Origin of the sequence: Limosilactobacillus frumenti DSM 13145 (assembly GCF_001436045.1) — a bacterium.
GTDB classification, from domain to species: domain Bacteria; phylum Bacillota; class Bacilli; order Lactobacillales; family Lactobacillaceae; genus Limosilactobacillus; species Limosilactobacillus frumenti.
Genome location: NZ_AZER01000016.1, coordinates 84,883 through 109,169, shown reverse-complemented (window position 1 = coordinate 109,169; position 24,287 = coordinate 84,883). Strand labels below are relative to the sequence as shown.

The 24,287-nt window shown below is 43.0% G+C and carries 22 protein-coding genes; 3 read left to right on the top strand and 19 right to left on the bottom strand.

The genetic code is table 11. The features are described 5' to 3' along the window. The first annotated feature begins 23 nt into the window (after positions 1-23). Positions 24-230: a DUF2929 family protein gene (locus tag FD27_RS05070; RefSeq protein ID WP_057750503.1), complete on the top strand. Its 207-nt coding sequence runs from the start codon at positions 24-26 to the stop codon at positions 228-230. A 98-nt stretch (positions 231-328) separates the two neighbouring features. Here FD27_RS05070 and pepT read toward each other — a convergent pair whose 3' ends face one another. From pepT to rpsU, 18 genes are all read right to left on the bottom strand, one after another. Beyond that, a complete protein-coding gene (gene pepT / locus FD27_RS05065; protein ID WP_057750502.1) occupies positions 329-1,576 on the bottom strand; it encodes a peptidase T in 1,248 nt (415 codons plus the stop codon). An 18-nt stretch (positions 1,577-1,594) separates the two neighbouring features. Further along, complete coding sequence (locus FD27_RS05060; protein WP_057750500.1) at positions 1,595-2,419, bottom strand: Nif3-like dinuclear metal center hexameric protein; 825 nt, start codon at positions 2,417-2,419, stop codon at positions 1,595-1,597. Next, positions 2,403-3,113, bottom strand: a complete 711-nt coding sequence (locus FD27_RS05055; protein ID WP_057750498.1) for a tRNA (adenine(22)-N(1))-methyltransferase — start codon at positions 3,111-3,113, stop codon at positions 2,403-2,405. The genes FD27_RS05060 and FD27_RS05055 overlap by 17 nt, the downstream gene beginning before the upstream one ends. A gap of 165 nt (positions 3,114-3,278) precedes the next feature. Continuing rightward, complete coding sequence (locus FD27_RS05050; RefSeq protein WP_057750496.1) at positions 3,279-4,460, bottom strand: aminotransferase class I/II-fold pyridoxal phosphate-dependent enzyme; 1,182 nt, start codon at positions 4,458-4,460, stop codon at positions 3,279-3,281. Positions 4,461-4,743: 283 nt separating this feature from the next. Further along, on the bottom strand, positions 4,744-5,886 hold the full coding sequence (rpoD, locus tag FD27_RS05045; protein WP_057750494.1) for an RNA polymerase sigma factor RpoD: 1,143 nt from the start codon (positions 5,884-5,886) through the stop codon (positions 4,744-4,746). Positions 5,887-5,888: 2 nt separating this feature from the next. Beyond that, positions 5,889-7,757: a DNA primase gene (gene dnaG, locus FD27_RS05040; RefSeq protein ID WP_057750491.1), complete on the bottom strand. Its 1,869-nt coding sequence runs from the start codon at positions 7,755-7,757 to the stop codon at positions 5,889-5,891. Between the two features lie 137 nt (positions 7,758-7,894). Next, positions 7,895-9,964 carry a glycine--tRNA ligase subunit beta gene (gene glyS / locus FD27_RS05035; protein ID WP_057750488.1) on the bottom strand — a complete coding sequence of 690 codons (2,070 nt, stop codon included), beginning with the start codon at positions 9,962-9,964 and terminating at the stop codon, positions 7,895-7,897. A gap of 1 nt (position 9,965) precedes the next feature. Further along, positions 9,966-10,961, bottom strand: a complete 996-nt coding sequence (gene glyQ, locus FD27_RS05030) for a glycine--tRNA ligase subunit alpha (RefSeq protein WP_057750485.1) — start codon at positions 10,959-10,961, stop codon at positions 9,966-9,968. Positions 10,962-11,233: 272 nt separating this feature from the next. Then, positions 11,234-12,019 (bottom strand): DNA repair protein RecO, encoded by a 786-nt coding sequence (gene recO / locus FD27_RS05025; protein ID WP_057750482.1) that lies wholly within the window; start codon positions 12,017-12,019, stop codon positions 11,234-11,236. Between the two features lie 38 nt (positions 12,020-12,057). Further along, on the bottom strand, positions 12,058-12,963 hold the full coding sequence (era, locus tag FD27_RS05020) for a GTPase Era (protein ID WP_057750479.1): 906 nt from the start codon (positions 12,961-12,963) through the stop codon (positions 12,058-12,060). 15 nt (positions 12,964-12,978) lie between these two features. Further along, entirely contained in the window at positions 12,979-13,374 is a 396-nt protein-coding gene (locus FD27_RS05015) for a diacylglycerol kinase family protein (protein ID WP_057750476.1), read from the bottom strand. Continuing rightward, positions 13,358-13,837 carry an rRNA maturation RNase YbeY gene (gene ybeY / locus FD27_RS05010; protein ID WP_057750473.1) on the bottom strand — a complete coding sequence of 160 codons (480 nt, stop codon included), beginning with the start codon at positions 13,835-13,837 and terminating at the stop codon, positions 13,358-13,360. The genes FD27_RS05015 and ybeY overlap by 17 nt, the downstream gene beginning before the upstream one ends. Positions 13,838-13,842: 5 nt before the next feature. Continuing rightward, the gene (locus FD27_RS05005; RefSeq protein WP_057750470.1) at positions 13,843-14,868 is read right to left on the bottom strand and encodes a PhoH family protein; all 1,026 of its coding nucleotides are present in this window, start codon (positions 14,866-14,868) and stop codon (positions 13,843-13,845) included. 150 nt (positions 14,869-15,018) lie between these two features. Continuing rightward, the gene (argH, locus tag FD27_RS05000; protein ID WP_057750468.1) at positions 15,019-16,419 is read right to left on the bottom strand and encodes an argininosuccinate lyase; all 1,401 of its coding nucleotides are present in this window, start codon (positions 16,417-16,419) and stop codon (positions 15,019-15,021) included. Continuing rightward, complete coding sequence (locus FD27_RS04995; RefSeq protein ID WP_057750465.1) at positions 16,409-17,659, bottom strand: argininosuccinate synthase; 1,251 nt, start codon at positions 17,657-17,659, stop codon at positions 16,409-16,411. Before FD27_RS04995 ends, argH begins: the two co-directional genes overlap by 11 nt. Before the next feature lie 196 nt (positions 17,660-17,855). Beyond that, a complete protein-coding gene (gene bsh / locus FD27_RS04990; protein WP_057750462.1) occupies positions 17,856-18,833 on the bottom strand; it encodes a choloylglycine hydrolase in 978 nt (325 codons plus the stop codon). A 59-nt stretch (positions 18,834-18,892) separates the two neighbouring features. Further along, complete coding sequence (locus FD27_RS04985) at positions 18,893-19,339, bottom strand: GatB/YqeY domain-containing protein (protein WP_057750461.1); 447 nt, start codon at positions 19,337-19,339, stop codon at positions 18,893-18,895. Between the two features lie 60 nt (positions 19,340-19,399). Then, on the bottom strand, positions 19,400-19,591 hold the full coding sequence (rpsU, locus tag FD27_RS04980) for a 30S ribosomal protein S21 (protein WP_057750458.1): 192 nt from the start codon (positions 19,589-19,591) through the stop codon (positions 19,400-19,402). Positions 19,592-19,871: 280 nt separating this feature from the next. On the opposite strand from rpsU, the gene FD27_RS04975 reads away from it, so the two are divergent. Beyond that, the gene (locus FD27_RS04975) at positions 19,872-21,377 is read left to right on the top strand and encodes an ABC transporter substrate-binding protein/permease (RefSeq protein WP_057750454.1); all 1,506 of its coding nucleotides are present in this window, start codon (positions 19,872-19,874) and stop codon (positions 21,375-21,377) included. Continuing rightward, positions 21,367-22,107: an amino acid ABC transporter ATP-binding protein gene (locus tag FD27_RS04970; RefSeq protein ID WP_057750451.1), complete on the top strand. Its 741-nt coding sequence runs from the start codon at positions 21,367-21,369 to the stop codon at positions 22,105-22,107. Before FD27_RS04975 ends, FD27_RS04970 begins: the two co-directional genes overlap by 11 nt. 59 nt (positions 22,108-22,166) lie before the next feature. Here FD27_RS04970 and aspS read toward each other — a convergent pair whose 3' ends face one another. After that, positions 22,167-23,954 (bottom strand): aspartate--tRNA ligase, encoded by a 1,788-nt coding sequence (gene aspS, locus FD27_RS04965; protein ID WP_057750448.1) that lies wholly within the window; start codon positions 23,952-23,954, stop codon positions 22,167-22,169. Between the last annotated feature and the right edge of the window lie 333 nt (positions 23,955-24,287).

Below are 24,287 nucleotides of genomic sequence, written 5' to 3'. Positions count from 1 at the left end.
GATGATTAGTAAAACCAAAGGAGATGTTCCCGGTGAGATACTTATCCGCTAATATTGGTGGCGCCATTATGGCTTTAATCCTGGGTGAAATTTTAACTTATATCACCAGTCAATTGGAAACTGCCACCCCTAACTACATGTTATCCGGAATCCTAGCAGTAATCTTTGGCTTAGTTGCAGCCAACTGCATTTACTTTATCACGCGCAGTGCTGATCCTAACAAGCATTAATAAAAAGTTGCCCACTACGACCTTGTGAGTGGGCATTTACTTTTTTAAAAACAAACGGCTGATCGTAGCATAATCAACTACGATCGGCCGTTGTTATTTTATTGACGAACAGCATTAAGTTCATTGATCTTCAAGAGAACATCAAGTGCTCGTTCCATTGTTTGCAATGAAACGTATTCATACCGACTGTGCATGTTCTCTCCACCAGCAAACAGGTTTGGTGTTGGCAGACCCATATAAGAAATTGTCGAGCCATCCGTACCACCTCGGACTGGATAAATTACCGGTTTGATGTTTAATTGTTCCATAGCCTGCTTAGCAATATTAACCGATTGCATGTCACCCTTTAACGCATCTTTTAGGTTGTAGTACTGGTCATACAGCTTCATTTGGATCCGCTGTTCGCCAAGCTCATTATTCAAGCCTGCCACAATTCTTTCCAGAAGGTGCTTCCGTTCTTCAAACGTTTGCCGATCATGGTCACGAATCAGATAAACCATCTTTGCATGATCAACTGTCCCATCAAATTTGTATAGGTGGAAAAAGCCTTCCCGGCCTGCTGTCTTTTCAGCTCGTTCATGGGTTGGCAATGAATCATGTAAGTCAATGGCCACCTGAATAGCATTAACCATTGTTCCCTTGGCAACGCCCGTGTGCACATCCTTACCAGAAATACTAATTTCCGCTTGCGCGGCGTTGAAAGTTTCGTATTCCAATTCGCCTAGCGGCCCACCATCGACTGTATACGCGAAGTCGGCCCCAAAATCATCAACGTCAAAGTGGTCTGCTCCAGTCCCGATCTCTTCATCTGGGCCAAGGCCAATCTTAATTTCACCATGTTTAACCTCTGGATGGCTCATCAAATAAGCCGCCATGGTCACAATTTCTGCCACCCCAGACTTGTCATCAGCACCAAGAAGAGTCGACCCATCAGTAGTAATCAAAGTATCTCCTTGGTAATTTTTCATATTCGGAAATTCTTGCGGACTCAGAATGTACTGACCATCATCACCTAATTGAATATCACTGTGGCCATCATAATTCTCAACAATTTGTGGCCGAACATTGTGGGCATTAAAATCAGCAGTATCAACGTGAGCAATATAACCAATCGTTGGCACATCATAATCCAAATTAGATGGGATAGTAGCGTAAACATAAGAACATTGCGGGTTGATATGCACATTATCCAGGCCCATCTGGGTTAAATCAGCCGCTAATTTTTGGAGAAAAGCGGTCTCTTTAGGATCAGAAGGAACAGTGTCAGAATCGGGGTTAGAACGAGTTTCCGTTTTAACATAATCCAAAAAACGGTCTAACAAACCAGCGTATTTGTCTTCAGTCATAGTGTAAACTCCCTTTCATTATGACAATGTAAAGTGAAACGGATCAGTGTTGATCTGGTTTTGAACCACTTCAAACTGCCAACCATTTTCAGATTTCCACTGCTTAAATAAGTCAGCTAAACGTGGTTCACAAATTGCTTCAATATGATGACCAGGATCAACCACCATCAAATGATTAGCAACCATATCGTGAGCAAAGTGATAAGTAACATCACCAGTAACGTATGCATCCGCACCGGCTTTCACGGCTGCGGACCAGAAATCTTGTCCCGCACCGCCGAGGACTGCAACATGACGAACTAGGTGGTTACGATCAGTGGGGTTCTGGACCCACCGGACCCCAGGGACGTGAAAAATATTGATACAATACTGGACAAATTCGGCAGGGGTCATTGGGTCGGCTAATTCCCCAATCCGGCCCATTCCGACTGGTTCACCGGAAATAGGATCGACACCATGGTCTAATAGGCGGTGTGTTGCAGTGAGATGCATTTGGTCGGCCAGCCAATCGTTCATCCCGCCATTAGCAGTATCTAGATTTGTATGTGCTGCATAAACCGTGATTTGGTGACGCAGTAAATCCGCATACATTTCGTTTTGTGGGTTCCGGGTATCTAAATCCTTGGCTGGATGAAACATAATCGGGTGGTGAGCAAAAATAAAATCAACATGGTTCTTGATTGCTTCACGCACAATCTCCGGCCGAACATCCAAAGTTGTCATCAACTTGTGAATTGGTTGTTCTGGATTGCCGATTTGTAGGCCCGGATGATCCCAAGATTCGGCTAATTGGGGATTGGCAAACTGTTCAAAGCGCTGAATTAAATCAATTCCCTTCGTCATGGTTTAAAACCTCCTTGATCAAGTTAAGATACCGACGTAACTGGCTGACCTTGTCAGCAGGAGGAACCGGTGCTGTTTCAATCTGCTTGAGAACTTTCTGCTGACGTTTAAACTCTTGTTGCCATTTTTGATCAAATACCGGTCCCCGCTGCTCTAACAATAATGGACCAAATGTCAGCTCAAATTGACTATAAGTAAACGGAACAAGTGACGGTTCCGCCACGATCACTTCATAAATGTGGCCATCATCTGCAATAATTTGTTCTGCCATAATCTGAAAGCGATGGACCATCAGCCACTTACGCAGACGTAATTCCCCGATGTTTGGTTGCAAGACTAAACGCTTAACGCCCGCCAGTTTACGTGGGTTAGTGTCCAGTATCTGGGCAATTAACGAGCCACCCATTCCCGCAATCGTGACGGTATCAATTCGATCATCATCAGTAATGGCTGTTAAGCCGTCGGCAAGTCGCGGATGGATAACGTTACTCAATTTTAAACTATTAATTTCATGAACCGCATTTTCGTATGGTCCCTTCACCACTTCACCAGCCACAGCGTAGTCAATTTTTCCTTGTAAAGCTAATGCCGCTGGCAAATAGGCATGGTCAGATCCGATGTCCGCTAACCGGGCATTCTGTGGAACATAGGAAGCCACGACTGCCAAACGTTTTGATAGATGTTGTGCGTCCAATGTAATCATTCCTTATTCAACGTTACCTTTAGTATATCAAATAAGTAAGTATGTCGAGCAAATGGACTGGTAAATGACCAAAGAAAAAAGTCCTCGAGAAACTGTTAGCTTACTCGAGGACTGTAATTGACGTTTATTCACCTGATTATCTATATCCGTTATTTATTAAAGGGACTTGACAAAGTCACCGATGCGTTTGAGGGCTTCTTGGAGGTCCTCATCAGAAGCAGCATAGGACAGACGGACATATCCTTCACCACCAGCCCCAAAAGCTGAACCAGGAGTAACCCCGACTTTAGCTTGGTGAGCTAATTCAGTTGCAAACTTAAAGTCATCTGTACCGAAAGCATCTGGAATCTTGGCAAAAATGTAGAAAGCCCCTTGTGGGGTGGACATTTCAAAGCCCAATTTACGAAGCCCATCAACGACAAAGTCACGCCGCTTCTGGTAAATCTTGCGAGCTTCTTGAGGATCTTGGTCACCGTTGTTCAGAGCTTCAATGGCCGCTGCTTGAACGTTATCAGTAACGGATGTGACAAGAAAGGCATGCATCTTACCAATACTTGCCATAATCTGCCGTGGACCAACGACATAACCAAGCCGCCAACCCGTCATCGCATGTGACTTGGAAAGCCCTGAAATCAAAATGGTGCGGTCCGGAATCATGGCAGCGATGGAATAGTGATCAACACCATAAACTAAGTCGCTATAGATTTCATCAGCAATGGCAAACAAATGGTGCTTAGCAATGACTTCAGCTAATCCTTGAAGGGTTTCCTTAGGATATTCACGACCAGTAGGGTTAGATGGGTAGTTCAGTAACACTGCCTTAACCCCGTTCCCATCCTTTGCTAAGACTTCTTCAAGGCGCTCAGGTGTTAATACAAAGCCATCGGCAGAAGTATCCACTTGAACAGGAATTGCACCGGTCATTGCTACTAGTGGGAAGTACAAGGAGAAAACTGGTGTTGGAATAATAACCTTATCACCGGTGTTTAACAGTGAGAATAGGGTTGCTGTCAACGCTTCTGTTGCCCCGACCGTTACAACAACTTCGCTGTTAGGATCATAATTGATATCACGAGTACGCTTCAGATAATTGACAATTGCTTGTTGCAATTCTGGCTTACCCATTTGTGGAGCGTAGTGGGAATCGTTTTCTTGAATACTGTCAACGGCAGCTTGTTTTACGTGTTCAGGCGTATTCAAGTCCGGTTCACCCAGGGTCAGTTTGATAATTCCCGGAATTTGTGAAACTGAACGGTCAAATGCCCGGATCCCGGACGGTGACTGTGCTGCTAACTTATGATTAATGGTACCAGTTAAATCTGCTGATAATTCTGGCATTAGCTATTTCCCCTCTCAATGATAAATCAACTAGCTTAATAAAATTAAGTTAAATTTATATTAACTTAAACAAGTTAAGTGTACAGCATCAAATAAGGATTCGTCAAGCTTATTTTAATTTGTTTTTAATTTTAACCTCATTCTACTCGTTTGCTTAATAAAAAAAGGTGCTCCTGGACACTTGAGTTCCCGAAGCACCTAAATTAATCATTACGAAATGTTATTCGCTAATTAATTACTTGTGTAGTTTTTATAGTTAATTTATTAGCGATTTTTTTCTAGACTATTCCAAAAAGTCCTTTAACTGTTTTGAACGTGATGGATGACGCAGCTTGCGAAGAGCCTTGGCTTCAATCTGTCGAATCCGTTCACGGGTAACCCCAAAGACTTTACCAACTTCTTCCAAAGTTCGTGTCCGCCCGTCGTCCAGGCCAAACCGTAAGCGGAGAACATTTTCTTCCCGATCAGTTAATGTGTCTAAGACATTCTCCAGTTGCTTCTTCATCATTTCATAAGCAGCATGATCAGCAGGACTAGTAGCATCTTGGTCTTCAATGAAGTCCCCTAAGTGCGAGTCATCTTCTTCACCAATTGGTGTTTCCAATGAAACAGGCTCTTGAGCAATCTTCAAAATATTCCGTACCTTTTCCGTAGGCATATCCATTTCAGCACCGATTTCTTCAGGAAGTGGTTCCCGCCCAAGATCCTGGAGTAATTGCCGCTGGATCCGGATTAATTTGTTAATCGTTTCTACCATGTGGACCGGAATCCGAATTGTCCGCGCCTGGTCAGCAATAGCCCGTGTAATAGCCTGACGAATCCACCAAGTTGCATAGGTAGAGAACTTGAATCCCCGCCGGTAATCGAACTTTTCAACAGCCTTCATCAGACCCATGTTTCCTTCCTGAATCAAGTCAAGGAACTGCATCCCCCGACCAACGTAACGCTTAGCAATGGAGACAACTAACCGCAAGTTAGCTTCGGCTAGTTCTTGCTTAGCTTCTTCATCACCCTTTTCAATTCGTAAGGCTAATTCCACTTCTTGGTCAGCGGTCAATAGGCTAACACGCCCGATCTCCTTCAAGTACATCCGCACAGGATCATTAATCTTAACACCTGTTGGTGCAGAAGTATCCTTCATAGCTTTTTGAGACAACTTTTCGGTCGCCTTTAAAGCACGCGGGTCAGGATCACCATTCTCATCCACGACGCTGATTCCGGAGTCTTCAACATTTTGTAGCAAATTGTCAATCCCATCAGCATTCAATTCGAATGGCTTAGCAATTAAAGACGTTAGATCATCATACTTAATGTGTTTACGCTTCTTGTATGTCCGAATTAATTTACCAACGGCGGTGTCGTACTTATGTGAGTCAAAGTTTTCATCATTTGAGATAACGACTTCTTTTTTCTTACTCTTTGCCATATCTAATTAATCTCCTCCGTTTTTAATTGCTGTTGTTGTTTCAATAAATCTACTAGTTTCATGGTTAAGTTGGTCGCTAATTCACTATTATTCAACGAACTGGCTTCACGTAGCTGCGCTCGGACATCTTTAATTTGGGTTTCCAAGGGGGTAGACTTCATGATCAATTGCAAACAGTCATCAACTACTTGCATGTCAACCCGTTCATCAACGTTTAGTTCCTCAATCTGGCCCAGTGTCGTACGCAGTTCATCCTCACTCAAATAATCCATTAATCCTGCAACTGAATAGTTATTTTGTTCAGCAAAATAACTCGTAGCAACTAGATATAACGTTTGGTAACGTTCATGAACAAAGTGGAAGTCCTTGTGGGCAGTAACATGGGTCCACACCTCGCGGTCAGCCAACATATAACGCAATAACAACTGCTCTGCCCGTTCAGTGCGATTGACGGTTGCTTGGGTATGGCGATCTAAGGGAGCACTACCGGGATTGTAGTTGTTTGATGATCCTTGGTTAGCTGCCGGATAATGGTATTGCGGTGGTTGCGGACGAATCTCTTCTAGTTGTACCTTCAGCGTCGCTTTATCAAGGTTAAATTCACTCGCCAATCGTTCAAGATAGAGGTCTTGTTCAACTGGCGATTGAAGTTGAGCGAGCAGTTTGAGGATCTGGTTAATATAAGCCAATAGATCACTCTGCTGGTTAAGGTTGTGACCATGACGATAGAAGTTAAAATAAAAATCGACTGGCGTCTCAACATGACTTCCTAGATAGTTCTTAAACTCTTCACGACCCTTTTGCTGAACATATTCATCGGGATCAACTCCAGCTGGTAACTGGACGATTCGGAGCTGCATGCCAGCAGGTCGGTGATCATTGACAAGGCTAATTGCCCGATCAATCGCATTTTGCCCAGCAGAATCACCATCATAGCAAATTACCAGGTGGCGACACGCACGTCCTAACAGGCCAACTTGCTCTTCAGTCAGGCTCGTTCCCATCGAAGCAACGCCGTTTTCGACGCCTGCAGAAAACGCTGAAATGACATCCATAAAGCCTTCAAAAAGATATAGCTGGTTTCCTTTACGTGCTGCCTTACGGGCTAAATCAAAGTTAAACAGCGTTCGCCGCTTGTTAAAAATAGGCGTCTCTGGACTATTCAAATACTTTGGCAAATCACTGCTGGCAGTATTCAAGATTCGTCCAGAAAAGGCGATTACCCGACCATTTTGATTTTTCAACGGGTACATGACCCGGTCAATAAACCGATCATGAAGCTCACCACTACTGCTCTCAGTAAATAGCCCCGATTTCCGAAGTAACTGATATTGGTAACCGTGTTGATCACAAAATGGCTTCAAGATTTTCTGGTCAGGGGCATAACCAATTTGAAACTGCTTAATCATTTCATCACTCATGCCCCGCCGATGGAGGTATTTTAATGCTGGTTCCCCCGCCGGAGTGTTAACTAGAATATGGTGATACAGCTCAGCCGCCTGCTCATGCACTGCCATTAGCTGGCCTTTTTCACTATTATCAGGGATCTTCTCCTGATGACTGTCCTCTCGATATCGATCCGGGATAGTGATGTTCCCCAGTTGAGCAACTTCCTGAACAGCCTCAACAAAAGAATAGTGCTTAAGATCCATCAAGAACTGAAATACATTTCCTCCCCGTCCACAGCCAAAGCAGTAAAAGAACTGTTTGCTTTCGTTAACAGAAAAGGAGGGTGTCCGTTCTTCATGAAAAGGACAGAGACCAACAAAGTTCTTACCGGATTGATGAAGCTGAACGTATTGACCAATCACGTCAGCAATATCAACCGCATCACGAACCTGGTCGATTAACTCGCGCGGTATTCGTGCCATTGACTCACCCCACTTACTGGTTCAAAGGTACGAAAGGTCGCAACCTCAACGGAATGCGACCTCCTTACTGTAAATTAGCCCAAAATTAACTAATATATATGATACCACAAGTCATCAACAAAACAATCAAAATGCTTTTACTTAATTACTAATTGGTCTAAGTCACCAATTTGATAAACTTGATGAGCAATCTGATTCAATAATGCCAACCGGTTATTCTTAATCTTCTCGTCCTTGTCCATAATCATGTTTTCATCGAAGTAACGATTAATGATTGGGGATAAGGCATTCAATGCCGCAAAGTTATCTGCTGGTGAGTTGTGATCAGCGTGATCATTTAATTTATTCACGGCATCAGCTAACTCCTTTTCAGATGGATTTTGGAACAGACTAGCATCCACTTGCGCAGCACCTTGTCCTTTCTTAGCAATCCGTAATACCCGCGTCAACGCTTCAATGTTCTCTTTGAAGTCATCATCACTATGGTGTTGCTTAATAGTCTCAGCCGACTCAAGCACATCTTCAATATCAGCAGTTTGCGCTTTAGTAACTGCATCAATGACATCATGACCAGTCTTATTCTCACTTAATAGTTGGTGAATACGGTCCATGAAGAACGCACGAACTTGATCAGCATTCTTCGTAATATCGATTGAAACATTGAGTTGGTCATCGTTAAAGGCTTGGACAATTTCTGGTTGAATATCCAGTAATGGCAGGTGCCAGTCCCGGTCAGCGATAATCCGTACAATTCCAAAGGCCTGACGACGTAATGCGTATGGGTCGTTGGAACCGCTTGGGATCATATCAACCGCAAAGAAGCTCATGATACTATCAAGTTTATCAGCCACGGCTAATACAGCCCCAACCTTGCTGGCTGGTAAATCTCCATCAGCAGAAATTGGCATGTAATGTTCACGGATAGCGGTAGCAACTGCATCGTCCTCACCAAATAATTTGGCGTAAATGTCACCCATAATTCCTTGTAATTCGGCAAATTCACCAACCATTTGAGTAGTCAAGTCAAACTTGTAAATGTGAGCAGCTCGGTCCAAATCAGCCATTTCTTGGTCACTTAAGTGGAGGTGTTTACCTAGAACACGGGCAATTGCGGCCACCCGTTGCATTTTGTCATACATCGAACTGATCTTATCATGGAAACTAACCCGCTTCAGACGATCAACGTATTCGTCGATACTGATCTTTTGATCTTCTTCATAGAAGAATTTTGCATCTTCAAGTCGGGGAACCAAGACCCGTTCATTGCCCTTAATAACATTATCAAGGTAATCAGTATTACCATTCCGCACGGCAATGAAGTGAGGCAGTAACTTGCCATCATGGTCGCGTAAGTAGAAGAACCGTTGGTTATCCTTCATGGAAGTAATCAGAACTTCATCAGGCAAGACCAGATATTTAGGATCAAAGGATCCGGAGAAGGTGGTTGGCCATTCAACTAAGTTATTAACTTCTTCCAACAAGTCTGCATCCTTGTCAATAACCCAATCATTAGCCTTCACAATCTGATCAATTTGATCTTCGATAACTTGCTTCCGCTTAGCTTGATCAGCAATGACAAAATCATCATGCAATGCCTTTTCATAGTCAGTTGCTTGTTTCAAATCAAACTTGTGGCCTAAGAAGCGGTGGCCACGAGTAGTCCGCCCAGCAGTAATGTCGAGAATTTTGAAAGGTACAACTTGATCATTTAATAATGAAACAAGCCAGCGAATTGGCCGAATGAATTGCAGGTTATAGTAGCCCCACTTCATTAATGTTGGGAACGTCATTGATGTGATAACATCAGGCAATCCTTGCAGAACTTCAGCCACGTTCTTTCCAGCAATGTGCTTTTCAACAAAGACGTATTCTTCACCCTTAACATTCTTAAATTGAATATCGTCAACGGTTGCCCCTTGTCCACGGGTAAAACCGATTGCTGCCTTAGTCCAATTACCATCGCTGTCTTGAGCAATCTTTTTAGCCGGCCCCTTCACTGATTGGTCAACATCTGGTTGCTTGTCACTCAAGCCATCAATCAATAAGGCTAACCGCCGTGGTGTTGCAAACTCATGAATATCATTGAATGAGATGCGTTCTTTCTTTAAGTAATCCGCAACCCGTTGATGTAATTGCTTAATACTTGGCGTTACTACATGTGCCGGCATTTCTTCCACGCCAACTTCTAGCAAATATGAATTAGCCATCTTACTTGTCCCCCTTTTGCGCTTTTTTAGCCTTCTTAGCTGCTTGTTTAGCAGCCCGTTGCTTGGCTTTTTCCGCTTTCTTAGTGTATTCATCAAGCGTCTTTTGACGTCGTTTTTCATCGTGGATTAATGGGAAACCACGCTTCCGCCGTTCTTCAACGAATGACTTAGCGATCGACTTAGCCATGATCCGAATACGGTGCAGGTAACCGGCCCGTTCAGTTACAGAAACAGCTCCTCGTGCGTCAAGGAGATTAAAGGTGTGGCTGCACTTTAACACATAATCGTATGCCGGGTGCACAAGTCCTAACTTAATTAAACGTTTAGCTTCCTTTTCGTAATCATTAAATGCTTGCAGAAGCATATCTTGATTACTTTCTTCAAATGCGTATTTAGAGTGTTCATATTCAGGTTCTTTAAAAATGTCACCATATAGAACGCCATGACCCCATTCCAAATCATAAACGGAATCCACGTTTTGAATATATTCAGCTAACCGTTCCAATCCGTAGGTAACTTCTGAAGCAACCGGGTTCATTGGTAACTCACCGACAACTTGGAAGTAAGTAAATTGCGTAACTTCCATTCCATCAAGCCAGATTTCCCAACCGACACCAGCACACCCCATTGAAGGATTTTCCCAGTTATCTTCAACAAACCGGATATCATGTTCTAGTGGGTCAATCCCCAGTTCACGGAGACTACCTAAGTACAGGTCCTGAATGTTATCTGGTGAAGGCTTCATAATCACTTGGAACTGGTGGTGCTGGTAGAGACGGTTAGGGTTCTCCCCATATCGACCATCAGCGGGCCGCCGGGATGGTTCAACGTAGGCGGCATTCCATGGTTCCGGTCCAATCGCCCGCAGGAAGGTATATGGACTCATTGTCCCAGCACCCTTTTCAGTATCGTAGGCCTGCATTAACATACAACCCTGTTTAGTCCAGTACTTTTCAAGTGTAAAGATGATGTCTTGAACACTCAGCTTCTTCGACATATAAATACTTCCTTTCAAAAAATCCCTGTAGAAACTAGACTATGCCAGTTCCTACAGGGACGAAAATAAGATTCGCGGTTCCACCCTGCTTTTTTGTATCTCTACAAAACAGCTTGCTTGTAGTAGCTGTTAAAGGGCCCAATCACCATTAATGAAGGAAGCTCACACCAATTCTTCCATCGCTTGACCATTATCTTGGTAATCTAATCTTTGTCATCGCTACGACATATATTCAAATACGTGTCTTATGATAAAAAATCAGCCTGGACTTGTCAATCGTCAGACTGATTATTTTTTAAATTTTGTTCCCACTTAGCCATTTGGCGGATAAACCGTTTACTCTTTAGATTTAAACCGACCGAATCGTCATAAATCGTATCTAATACGGACTGAATGCGTCGTTTTGTTGCCGCATTAATCTGAATCCGTTGAATCTTTTGCAAGTTTAACGTTGACAATCGCTGCAAATAATAGACAGTACGTCGATCTAAAAACATCCGGTGATCATCAAGATGCCAATGATTGCGACAAAGCATTCCCCCATATTGTTCAGAAAAATCTAGTGGTAAATCATCACGTCCACAGATAACACAATGGTCCCAAGTCGGGGCCACCCCAAATTGAATCAATAACTGACTCTCAATCACATTGGTAATAATCTGTTCATCCAAGCCCTGGTTGATGAGGTCCAACGCAGCAGCCACCTGGTTAAACCAGCCACCAATGCTCCGTCCATCTGGAAATGCCGCGTCAACTAACGCCAACAAGTAAGTTGCATATGCGTTCCGGCTAATGTCCGTCGCAATTCGCTGATATTGATGAGTCTCACTAGCGGTATTAATAAAGCTTAACTGGTCATTAGATAAAGAACCGATATAAGTACCATGAGTAAATGGTAGAATATCCGACTGCATTCGAAAACCGCGTTTCTTTGCATCTTTGACAAAGAACATTGCCGGCCCGATTTTATCGGTCAGCATCTTGACTAATAAATCACGCTCCCGATAATCACGTCGAAACATAATAATGCCGGTAAAGTCCGTGGTGATCCTACTCATCACATCACCAACTTTCTCCCATGCTCAAATTCAAAAGACTAATAATCCTTATTCCGGTAACCGTAGTCCTTAAGCATGGCTGACTTATCACGCCAACCCGGAACTACTTTTACCCATAGTTGAAGGTACAATTTGTCACCGAGCAGGTGTTCAATATCTTGACGGGCCCGTGTGCCAATTTTCTTTAGCATAGAACCCCCTTTCCCGATAATAATACCCTTTTGGCCTGGACGCTCAACAATGATATTAGCAGAGATATGAACGTGTTCTTCGTCTTCTCGCTTAACTGAGGTGACATCAATAGCAACAGAATGTGGGACTTCTTGCCGTGTCAGCTCAAAAACCTTTTCACGAATCATTTCCGCAATCACAAAGCGTTCGGGGTGGTCAGAGATCTGATCACTAGGATAATATTGTGGTCCGTTAGGTAAAATCGAAACTAACTTGTTAATTAATGGGTTGATATTGTTCCCCTGCAAAGCTGAAATGGGAAACGTTCCGGCAAATGGCAAGGAATCTTGATATTGAGCCGCAATTTCCGGCAATTTATTAGGATGCACTTGATCAATTTTATTAATTACCAAAAAGATCGGCTGCTGGATGGACTTCAAACGGTTGATGATAAAGTCATCCCCCGGTCCACGGTCTTCAGTGGCACTCACCAAGTATAAGACAGCGTCAACTTCGTCCAAGGCAGACAACGTTGACTTTTCCATGAAGTCACCGAGCTTAGTCTGTGGTTTATGAACTCCCGGTGTGTCGATGAAAACGATTTGGGCATCCGCAGTGGTATAGATCCCCTGAATTTTATTCCGGGTTGTTTGGGCAACATTGCTCATAATTGCCACTTTTTGTCCGACAACATAGTTCAAAAAGGTTGATTTACCAACGTTTGGTCGGCCCACAATAGCAACAAAGCCAGACTTAAAATTTGGATTATCCATTCTTTTTTCCTCCTATTACCACAAACGCATTATTGCTGGGATAAATACCAACAGGCCAATCAATACGGCAAAAATAGCAGTTAACAGTACTCCCCCTGCCGCAACATCTTTGGCCCGTTTAACATAGCGGTCATAGTGGTGTTCACTGAGTAAGTCTGTCACTGCTTCAGTCACTGTATTCAAAAACTCGGCAGAAAAGACCAGTAAGATAGCTAATAGGATCCACATCCATTCAAAACGGGAAATATGAACAATAAAGCCGCAAATAACGACTGTTACGCCCGCTAATAAATGATAGCGCATATTACGTTCTTCACTAAGAACATCATAAATCCCATCAATGGCGTGACCCATTGCCTGAATTAAGTGATGATTTTTACCTGTCTGGTGATGATTATCTTTTGAGACCATATGAATCTAGTATCTCCGCTTGTAAACTAAACATTTTCTTTTCGTCAGCTGGTTTTTCGTGGTCATAGCCGTTTAAGTGCAAAAAACCGTGAACCACTAAGAAACCTAATTCACGGTCAACAGAATGGCCAAGAAACTTAGCCTGCTCACCAACTTTATCAACTGAAATAAATAGGTCCCCAAGGTTGGTTGGCAGTTCAGCCGCCATTTCCGGATCCATGATAATTGGTGTTTCGTCCCCATTTTCTTCTGCAGCAAATGAGAGGACATCAGTTGCCCGATCTACTCCCCGGTATTCGTTGTTCAGTTTCTTGATTTCTGGGTTATTAACCAGGGTTACTGAAACCTCAGTATTGTCAGCCAGGTGCAAATAGTTTCCTGCATATTCTAGTAAGTGGTTGACTAAGTCTAATTGGGATTGAGCAACTCCATCTTCTGTATGATCGAAAACTTCCAGATCCATTTTTCCTACTCCTTTGTTTGGCGAGCAGCCTCTTCACGAGCAGCGTCCTGCTTAGCTAGATGTTTAGCGGTTGAGTCTTCATAAGCAGTAATAATTCGTGCGACCACTGGGTGGCGGACAACATCTTCGGCGCTAAATTGAACAAATTTAATGGACTTAATATCTTTTAAAATGCGCTGAGCAGATACTAATCCAGACCGGGTACCATGAGGTAAATCAATCTGTGAAATATCACCATTGACCACCATCTTAGAACCAAAGCCCAACCGAGTGAGAAACATCTTCATTTGGGCATTGGTCGTGTTTTGCGCTTCATCAAGAATAACAAACGCACCATCTAAGGTCCTTCCACGCATATAAGCCAACGGAGCAACTTCAATAATTTCCCGTTCCATTAACCGTTGGGTATGGTCGGCACCAAAAATATCATTCAACGCATCATAGATTGGTCGGAGATACGGGTCAACCTTTTCTTGCAAATCACCCGGTAAGAAGCCCAGACTTTCCCCCGCTTCAACGGCAGGCCGGGTTAAAATAATTCGTTCAACTTCGCCGCGTTTCAAAGCTGCCACAGCCATTGCAACTGCTAAGTAAGTCTTCCCAGTTCCGGCTGGACCTATTCCAAAAGTAATATCATTATGCTTCATGGCATTAACGTATTGACGTTGGCCAAAGTTCTTAACACGGATTGAACGACCCCGGCGATCTTTAATAATTGTTTCACTATATAAGTCAGCAAAGTACTCCAGGGTGCCTCGGTGCGCCATCTTCATTGCTGAGACAATATCCGTACTATGAATATGGATCCCCTGTTCAATGACACCCATCAAGGCATGGAAAACATCCGCCGTCAGCTTGACATCTTCTGGTCGTCCCTTGATTTTAATGTCCTCACCGAAGGGATTAACGGTAACATCCATTCCCTGTTCATATAGGGATACAAACTTATCCTGCGCGCCTAAAATGCCGACCTCAATTTCGGGGCTAGCGATTTTAAATATTTGTTCAATTTCGTCCTGTGTATCTGCCAAGAAAGCAATCTCCTTTGGTAATAAAATAGTTTCAATTCAGATTATATCATAGCTCAGCGGGTTGCAAGTATTTGAGATCATTAACTAAAGGGATCCCAACACTGGTACAAACCACTAGTTGGAATCCCTCTTTAACTGGATATTTATAACTTAATTCTGAGCTTTCTGGGCTGCTTTAAGAAGGTGTTGAGCCTGTTTGATCTGCAGTTTGACTTGATCAAAGCCCGTACCACCAGCTGAATGCCGCCGTTCAACCGCAACCTCGGACTGGAGGTCATGGTAAACGTCTTCACCAATCCGGGGATCAATTTGTTGGTACTCAGCTAATGGGATGCCAGCCAACCCTACCCCCGTTTTCAATCCCTTCAAGACCAATTCGCCAACAATTTCATGCGCTTGGCGGAACGGAATGCCCTTGGTTGCCAAATAATCAGCCAACTCGGTGGCATTTGAGAAATCGTGTTGAGTCGCCTGTGCCATCCGTTCTTTATTAACGGTCGCCGTGTCTAACATTCCCGCCATCACTTTCAAGCTCGGAATAATCGTTTTAACAGTATCAAATACCCCTTCCTTATCCTCTTGCATATCTTTATTATAGGCTAGCGGTAAGCTCTTCATCGTTGTTAGTAAAGCAATGAGGTGCCCGTTAACCCGGCCGCTTTTCCCCCGAATCAGCTCTGCCATGTCAGGGTTCTTCTTCTGAGGCATGATGGAACTACCCGTGGAGTAACTATCAGCTAAACTAAGATAGCCAAATTCGTACGAGCACCAATAAATAACTTCCTCGCATAGCCGCGAAAGGTGGGTCATCAAAATACTAGCATTACTAAGAAATTCCATAGCAAAATCGCGGTCAGATACAGCGTCCATCGAGTTAGCATAAATATCAGCAAAGCCTAATTCTTTAGCGGTCATTGAACGATCAATCGGGAAAGTGGTCCCAGCTAAAGCTGCCGCTCCTAATGGGGAGAGGCTGGTATGTTTAACGTTAAATTCAAACCGTTCAACGTCCCGTTGGAACATTTGAAAGTATGCCATCAAATATTGACCATACGAAATCGGCTGAGCATGTTGCATATGTGTATAACCGGGCATAATCGTTTCCACATTATTTGCTGCTTTTGCAACTAATACCGCTTGCAAGTGACGAATCGCCGCAATCACCTTCGGAAGACGCTTCAACAAATACAGATGAAAGTCAGTAGCAACTTGATCATTCCGACTTCTGGCAGTATGAAGCTTGCCAGCGACAGGACCAATTTCAGCTGTTAATAAGGCTTCCATATTCATATGAATGTCTTCGTTGTCAATCGAAAAATGGAGTTCCCCCGCATGGAGTTTTTTCTGCAAAGTATGCAGTCCCTGTTCAATCTTGTCAGCATCGTCTGGGGAAAGAATTCCAGTAGCCCCCAACATCTTGACGTGGGCCAATGATCCTTCCAAATCCTCTTCTGCCATTTCCTGATCAAACTGAATGGAAGCGCCAAAATGATTCACTAAGTCGCTACCAGCGGATTCAAAACGGCCGCCCCACATTCGTTTAATTGGCATGGGCAAAATCTCCTTTATTATTTGATGCCGCTAAGTGACCTTTATTAGCCTTGGCTTGGACCTGACCATATACCTTATCGGGAAGTTCCCACAGTTTAATAAAGCCAGTTGCTGCTTCCTGGTCGAATTCATCAGCCGAGGTATATGTTGCCAGGTTCTTATCATAAAGCGAATTAGGTGACTTCCGACCTTCACAAACCACGTTTCCTTTAAATAACTTTACTCTGACTACCCCATTAACGACCTTTTGCGTTTGATCAATAAACGCTACTAAGGCATTCATTAATGGTGAGTACCAAAGGCCATTGTAAATTAATTGACTCATTTGATGCTCAACAATCGGCTTAAAGTGTGCCACTTCACGTTCCTCAGTTAGGTCTTCCAAATCTTTATGAGCAGCTAGTAAAACCGTTGCTGCTGGACATTCATAAATTTCCCGTGACTTAATACCTACTAACCGGTTCTCAACATGGTCAATCCGTCCGATCCCATTGGCACCAGCTAATTTGTCCAATTTCATGATTAATTTAGCTAATGGCATTTCTTCGCCATCAATGGCAGTTGGCACCCCTTCTGTAAAGGTAATTTGAATAGTAGTCGGGGTGTCAGGAGTATCTTCGATAGCAACTGTCCGTGCATAGGCGTCTGCAGGTGCAGCAACCCATGGATCTTCCAGGATCCCACATTCGTTTGCCCGGCCCCATAGGTTTTCGTCGATTGAATATGGACTCGCCTTCGTAATTGGAACGGGGATACCATGATCCTTCGCATATTGAATTTCTTCTTCCCGTGACCAATGCCAATCACGAATGGGGTCTTCAATCTTCATCTCTGGTGCCAGGGCGTGGATGCCAGCTTCAAAACGAACTTGGTCGTTACCTTTACCAGTACAACCATGAGCGATGGCAGTGGCCCCGTATTGTTTAGCAACTGCCACTAATTTTTGCACGATCAGAGGACGAGAAAGAGCAGAAACAAGCGGGTATGCTTCTTCATACATTGCATGGGCTTGAAGGGCTGGTAAAACAAATTGTTCAGCGAAGTCTTCCTTAGCATCAATCACTACGGACTTCCAAGCTCCAACCTTAGTTCCCTTTTCCTTAATGGCTTCTAAGTCAAGCCCTTCACCAACATCAATACAACATGCAATGACGTCATAACCTTTATCCTTTAACCAGGCTATAGCAACGGAGGTATCTAAACCACCAGAATAAGCTAACACAATTTTTTCTTTACTCATATTCTCATCCTCCAAATTAAAGTTATATTTTGTAAGTTGATAAATACAATACACGGTCAATGAATAAAAATCAATACTTTATACTAAATTTATTTAAATTTTGGGTAAATATACTATAAATTGAATATATTTCTGTATAAAAAATAGCATGAAGATTAACGGCATTCCGCTGATCTTCACGCTATTTACGTAATTATTAGTTTTGGTAATTAATGGTCGGCTTGTCTTGCAAGTCAAACGTCATTAGTTGATCTTGATCTAAATGATCTTTTGGCATCTTAACAGCATTAATTTGGTTATTAGTGTAGGTGGTGTAATAAAAGGTTCCGGTCGTTAAATCCATTCCATCAGAATAGATCGTGTATTCAAATGTATTTGGTGCGACTTCATCCAGTCCCTTTTGTTGTTCCACAGAATGAAGAATGTGAAAGTAGTTGATAACGTTCTCATCCTCTGTTTTACCAACAGGGGCATTTTCTTTCGTAAAAGCGACTTTGACAAACCGACTTTCAGAGTCCATCCCGCCTGGAAGAAAATGCGACCCCAGTCCGCGACTGTACACTGGTAACGATAAGTTAACCGCTAATGTGTTTTCTGGATTAGCTGGCGAAACACTCTGGTAATTAGCCAAATTTTGCAATTGTTGGGGGAATTCCGGATTATTGGTTAAAACTCCCACTGGATTATCGTAAACGTTTAATCCCGCAGTGGTTGATTCAACAACAATCGATGCCCCACTTTTATCAGCAATTAACCAATGCAATGGCGACAGCGCTAACTTATCAGAGAAGTTAATATTAATCAAACTAACATTCTTTAATAGTTTCTTTGCTTCAGCAACCGTTGCACACTGACCAAGAACGTAAGGCACAAATTCAAATGGAGTCACATTCTGTTTATCAGTCTGTTCTGGGAAGTAATGTGCCGGACCATCAAAGTTTAATCCAGCCATCCCTAAGCCCTTCTCATTGGCACCATCAAAATATAGCGGGTAGTTATCCTGGACGAGTGCCATCCCGGTGATTGCATAGTGATGAGCGATGGTTGGCAGTTTACGAAAATGTAGGGCAAAATCACGCGGCATAATTACTACTTGTTGACCGAAAGATACTTCTAGATCCAGGTTGCGACCAAAATATGCATCGCCTACCGTATAAATAACTGAAGTGCACATAACTATTCGTCCCTTCTTTACACAGGCATTAATAAGCACCTGCAATGAGCAATAAGGTCCTATTTGTTCAATTCTGCCTTAACAGTCTGGTTGACAACCTTACCATCGGCTTGCCCTTTCAGCTTACCCATGGCAGCTCCCATGACTTTACCAAAGTCTTTCATCCCGGAAGCGCCTAACTGGTCAATCGTGTCGTCAACAACCTTCTTAACTTCATCAGCAGATAACTGCTTTGGTAAGAACTTCTCAACAACCTTCATTTCAGCCTGCGTTTGCTTTACCAGGTCATCACGACCGGCCTTCTCAAATTCTTCTAAAGATTCTTTCCGTTGCTTGTATTCCCGTGACATTACGGCAACTTCTTCATCTGGCGTCAGATCGTGACCCTTATCAATTTGTTCATTCTTGACAGCGGCCTTCAGCATCCGAACAGTATTCAAAGTTTCCTTATCACGACTCTTCATAGCCGCAACCATATCTTTAGTTAAATCTTGTAATAAACTCATTTGATTAACCCCCTTGTATACTAAAAAGCTCCTACCAAGGCTTGGTAGGAGCTATTGGAATTAATAACGACGACGGCGCTTGTTCTTGCGCTTACGTGCCGCTTCGGATTTCAACTTACGTTTTACACTTGGCTTTTCGTAGAATTCGCGTTTGCGGTATTCTTGCAAAGTTCCGTTACGTGAAACTGAACGTTTAAAGCGTCGAAGAGCGTCATCCAAAGATTCATTCTTACGAACGACTGTTTTTGACATGTTGATTCCCTCCCTCCGAGCTTAAAGTTACGTATCAGAGATTGCATCTGCAATCTTCACACTACAAAAGAAATTGTACCTAATTCGTTTCAGACTGTCAATATTGATTACCAACTTTTTTTATTTAACTAATGGTAATAATTATCGAGCTAGCATCCACGTATTTATTCATTTTATTGCATATTTTAGTATTTTTAATCGTTTTTACTAAAATATCTTGCATATTTAATCTATTAAGTGTATATTAGTCACCAACATTTGAAAGAGGAGTAGAAGGCTAATGAAAAAACACCATATTTTACTATTATTACTGACACTTTGTATTAGCCTGATTGTTAGTCCCCTCGGCGCATTTGCTGCTAGTTCTAGTAGCAGTTCCGCCAGCAGTTCTAGCAGTCAGGTAACCACTACTGACGACTCGCTTCAGCGAATCAAGCAAAAAGGGACGTTAGTCGTTGGAACCAGTGCAGACTACCCGCCATATGAATTTACTACCAAAGATCATGGAAAAACGAAATACGTTGGTTTTGAAATGGACATGGCCCGTCAATTTGCTAAGGATCTTGGTGTTAAGCTAGTCATCAAGAACATGGATTTTGATTCCCTCCTGGTTGCGTTGGAAACTGGTAAGGTTGACTGTGTAATTGCAGGAATGAATGCCACTCCTGAACGTAAGAAGAGTGTTGACTTTTCCAATAGTTACTACACTGGCCACAGTTACATGCTGGTCAACAAGAGTGATCAGGCGGAATTCAAAAAGTTAAGCGACTACAAAGGCAAGACCATTGGCGCTCAAAATGGAACCACCCAATATACAATGGCTAAGGATGACATCCCCGGTGCTAAAGTTAAAGGACTGGCCAAGCTATCCCAATTGGTAATCGGTTTACAGTCACACAAAGTTGATGCCGTGATGGCCGATGCAGCAACTGCTAAAGCCTATGCGGAAAACAATTCTAACTTAGCAGCCATCAAAGTGCCCATGAATACTAAGGTGCCTGGAACAGCGATGGCATTCCACAAGGGCGATAACTCACTACGGGCCGCCGCTAACCAGACGATTGCTAACGTACAGCAAAAAGACCTAATTAATAAGAAGTACCTGCCCGCTGCAGCTTCGCACATGAAATCTTATAAAAAGCAAAATACTGTACTATCCTACTGGCGCTACTTTACTAAAGGGGTTGAATATACCTTAATCATTACTGTATTATCCGTCTTCTTTGGTTTCATCTTGGGTACGCTCTTCGCACTTATGCGGTTATCAAAGAACAAACTATTACACTCAATCGCCGTTTGTTACATTGAGTTCTTGCGTGGTACCCCAATGATGGTTCAGATTATGTTTGTTTATTTCGGCATTGGGGCAATTATTCAATCAATGCCAGCGCTGATTGCCGGAATTATTGCTGTCTCCCTGAACTCAGGGGCCTACGTTGCGGAAATCATCCGTTCAGGGATTCAATCGATTCCCCTGGGCCAAACCGAAGCAGCGCGGAGTCTTGGAATGAGTAAAAAGACCACCTTCCAAGAAGTTATTATGCCGCAAGCTCTAAAGAATATTTGGCCAGCTTTAGGAAACGAACTAATTACCCTGTTAAAAGATAGTTCATTAGTTTCTGTTATTGGAGTTGGTGAGTTAATGTACGAAACGCAACTGGTCCAGTCGGCAACCTATAAAGGGGTCCTTCCATTATTCATCACCATGTTGATCTACTTTGTTCTTACCTTTACCCTTTCCCGGATTTTACTGCACTTTGAAAGGAAGATGAAATATGCCCACTAAAATGATCGAAGTTAAAGACTTACAAAAGAAGTTTAAAGATAATATTGTCCTGAAAAATATCAGTGAACACGTTAACCAAGGACAAGTCATTTGTGTTATTGGTCCTTCAGGAGCTGGTAAAAGTACCTTTCTTCGTTGTTTAAATGGTCTGGAACAACCTACTAGTGGTCAGGTACTCTTTGAAGGTCAAGAATTGGTGGGCCTCAGTGACAAGGCTTTAGATCACATTCGACAAAAGATGGGCATGGTTTTTCAAGGCTTTAATCTCTTCCCTAACATGTCCGTTCTAAAGAACATCATGATTGCCCCAATTAAAGTTAAAGGAACTAATGAGGAACAAGCCAAGTCAACGGCAATGAAATTATTAAAACAGGTTGGCTTGGCTGACAAGGCTGATCAATACCCTGATCAGTTATCCGGTGGTCAAAAGCAACGGGTGGCCATTGCCCGAGCTCTCGCTATGGATCCGCAAGTAATGCTATTCGATGAACCGACTAGTGCCCTTGATCCTGAAATGGTTGATGAAGTACTAAAAGTAATGCGTGACCTCGCTGCTTCGGGAATGACAATGGTTGTTGTCACCCACGAAATGGGGTTTGCTAAAGAAGTGGCCGATCAAATTTGGTTTATGGCTGATGGCTACATCCAAGAAACAGGCAAGCCGGAAGACTTCTTTGCTCATCCTACGAGCCCTCGTGCCCAAGAATTTTTGAAAAAGATATTGAAATAATTACAAATGAAAAGAGCGTGAAGCCAATGAATTGGCTCCACGCTCTTTTCATATTCAATTTACTTATCTAACTTATAATCGACCTTGTCGCCAAACTCGATCTTCAAGTCATCCAGTTGTTGTTGACTAACTTTTCCTGGAGCGGCAGTTAATGGTTCAACTGCCTTCGAATTCTTAGGGAAGGCAATGACATCCCGGATATTATCAGTCTGAGAAAGGAACATTACCCAACGATCCAAGCCAATAGCTAAACCACCTTCAGGAGGCATCCCCATCGTCAAGGCCTTCAGCAAGAACCCAAACCGTGCTTCTGCCCGTTCCTTAGTGTAGCCAAGAGCCTTCAGAACCTTCTCTTGAACCTTTGGATCATGGATACGGATCGAACCGCCACCGATTTCTTGACCATTCAAGACAATATCATAACTCTGGGCGTGAGCTTTATGAGGATCTTCGCCATCTTCCAAGTAATGAAGGTCTTCAGGATTCAACATAGTGAATGGGTGGTGAGCAGCAATCCACTTACCAAACCCTTCATCATATTCAAACATTGGCCAGTTAACAACCCAAACGTAATTCCATTGATTTGGATTGGTTAACCCTAATTCGTGACCAAAGTGCCGCCGTAGGTAACCAAGAGAATCACAAACTACGTGGAAACTACCAGCAACAAAGAGGATAAGGTCACCAGCCTTAGCGCCAAGTTCAGCATTAATTGCGTCTTCTTTATCCGCTAAGAACTTTGCAACTGGTCCATTGTAGCCATCTGCTGTGACCTTAACCCAAGCAAGGCCTTTTGCACCATAACGCTTAATGTAGTCCTCTAATTTTGAAATATCCTTTCGTGAGTACTTGTCAGCACCACCCGGAACAGCAATGGCGCGTACATAGTTACCATCAGCAACTGTACCAGAGAAGACCTTAAATGAAGAATCTTTGACGATATCATTCAAGTCATGAATAAGCATTCCGAATCGAGTATCAGGCTTATCCGTCCCATACTTATCCATTGCATCCTGCCATTCCATCCGTGGGAATGGGGTCTTAACATCGATGTTGAGAACTTCCTTCATAACATCCTTGATTAAGCCTTCGGTCATATCTTGGATCTCTTGAGGAGTAGCAAATGACATTTCAGTATCAACCTGGGTAAATTCAGGTTGACGGTCCCCACGAAGATCTTCATCACGGAAGCACTTGGCAATTTGGTAATACTTATCAACCCCGGCAGCCATCAACAACTGTTTAAATAATTGTGGCGACTGTGGTAAAGCATAGAAGTGTCCTGGATAAACCCGTGATGGAACAATGTAATCCCGAGCCCCTTCTGGTGTTGACCGGGTCAGGTCGGGGGTTTCAACATCTAAGAAACCGTGTTTTTCAAAATACCGGTGAATAACATGGGTTACCTTTGAACGTAACATTAGCTTCTTCATCATTTCTGGACGACGAAGGTCAAGGTAACGGTACTTCATCCGCAAATCTTCAGTGGCATCAACATTATCAGCAATGTCAAATGGCGTTGTTTCGGATTGTGCTAATACGTGAACTTCTTCCACAGCGACTTCGACTTTACCGGTCTTCATGTCAGGGTTAATTTCCTTATCAGCCCGCAATTGAACTTTTCCCCGGACTTCTAGTACATATTGGTTCCGAACAGCATTGGCAACCTTAAAGGCTTCTTCATTCACCTTTTCATTGAAGACCAGCTGAACAATTCCTTCACGATCCCATAAGTCAATAAAAATCAAGCCACCAAGGTTACGCCGCTTAGCGACCCAGCCCTTCAAGACAACTTCTTGACCGACTTGTTTTTCATTTGTGTCTCCACAATAATTCGTTCTCTTCATTCTCGCCTGCTCCTTTTTACCCAATAATAAATAAAAAGCACCCCTGCTATCTGCAAGGGTGCTTAATGCACGGTACCACCTTGGTATCAACTCAACGATAACGTCAACAAGTGACGGAGCAATCTGCCCAACCATTAAAAGTGTCAATCGATTCTTTAGCATGCGGCCTTCCACCATCACCGCTCGCTTGTTTTGTAAAGGCACCGAGCATTCTTTTATTACTGGTTTTTAATATTAAATTCATTTTTTACCTTACTAGTCCCCACAATGAAAGTCAATACCACCATCAACATTTATTGTTAATTTTACAAGCCAATGGAAGCTTCTTTATAA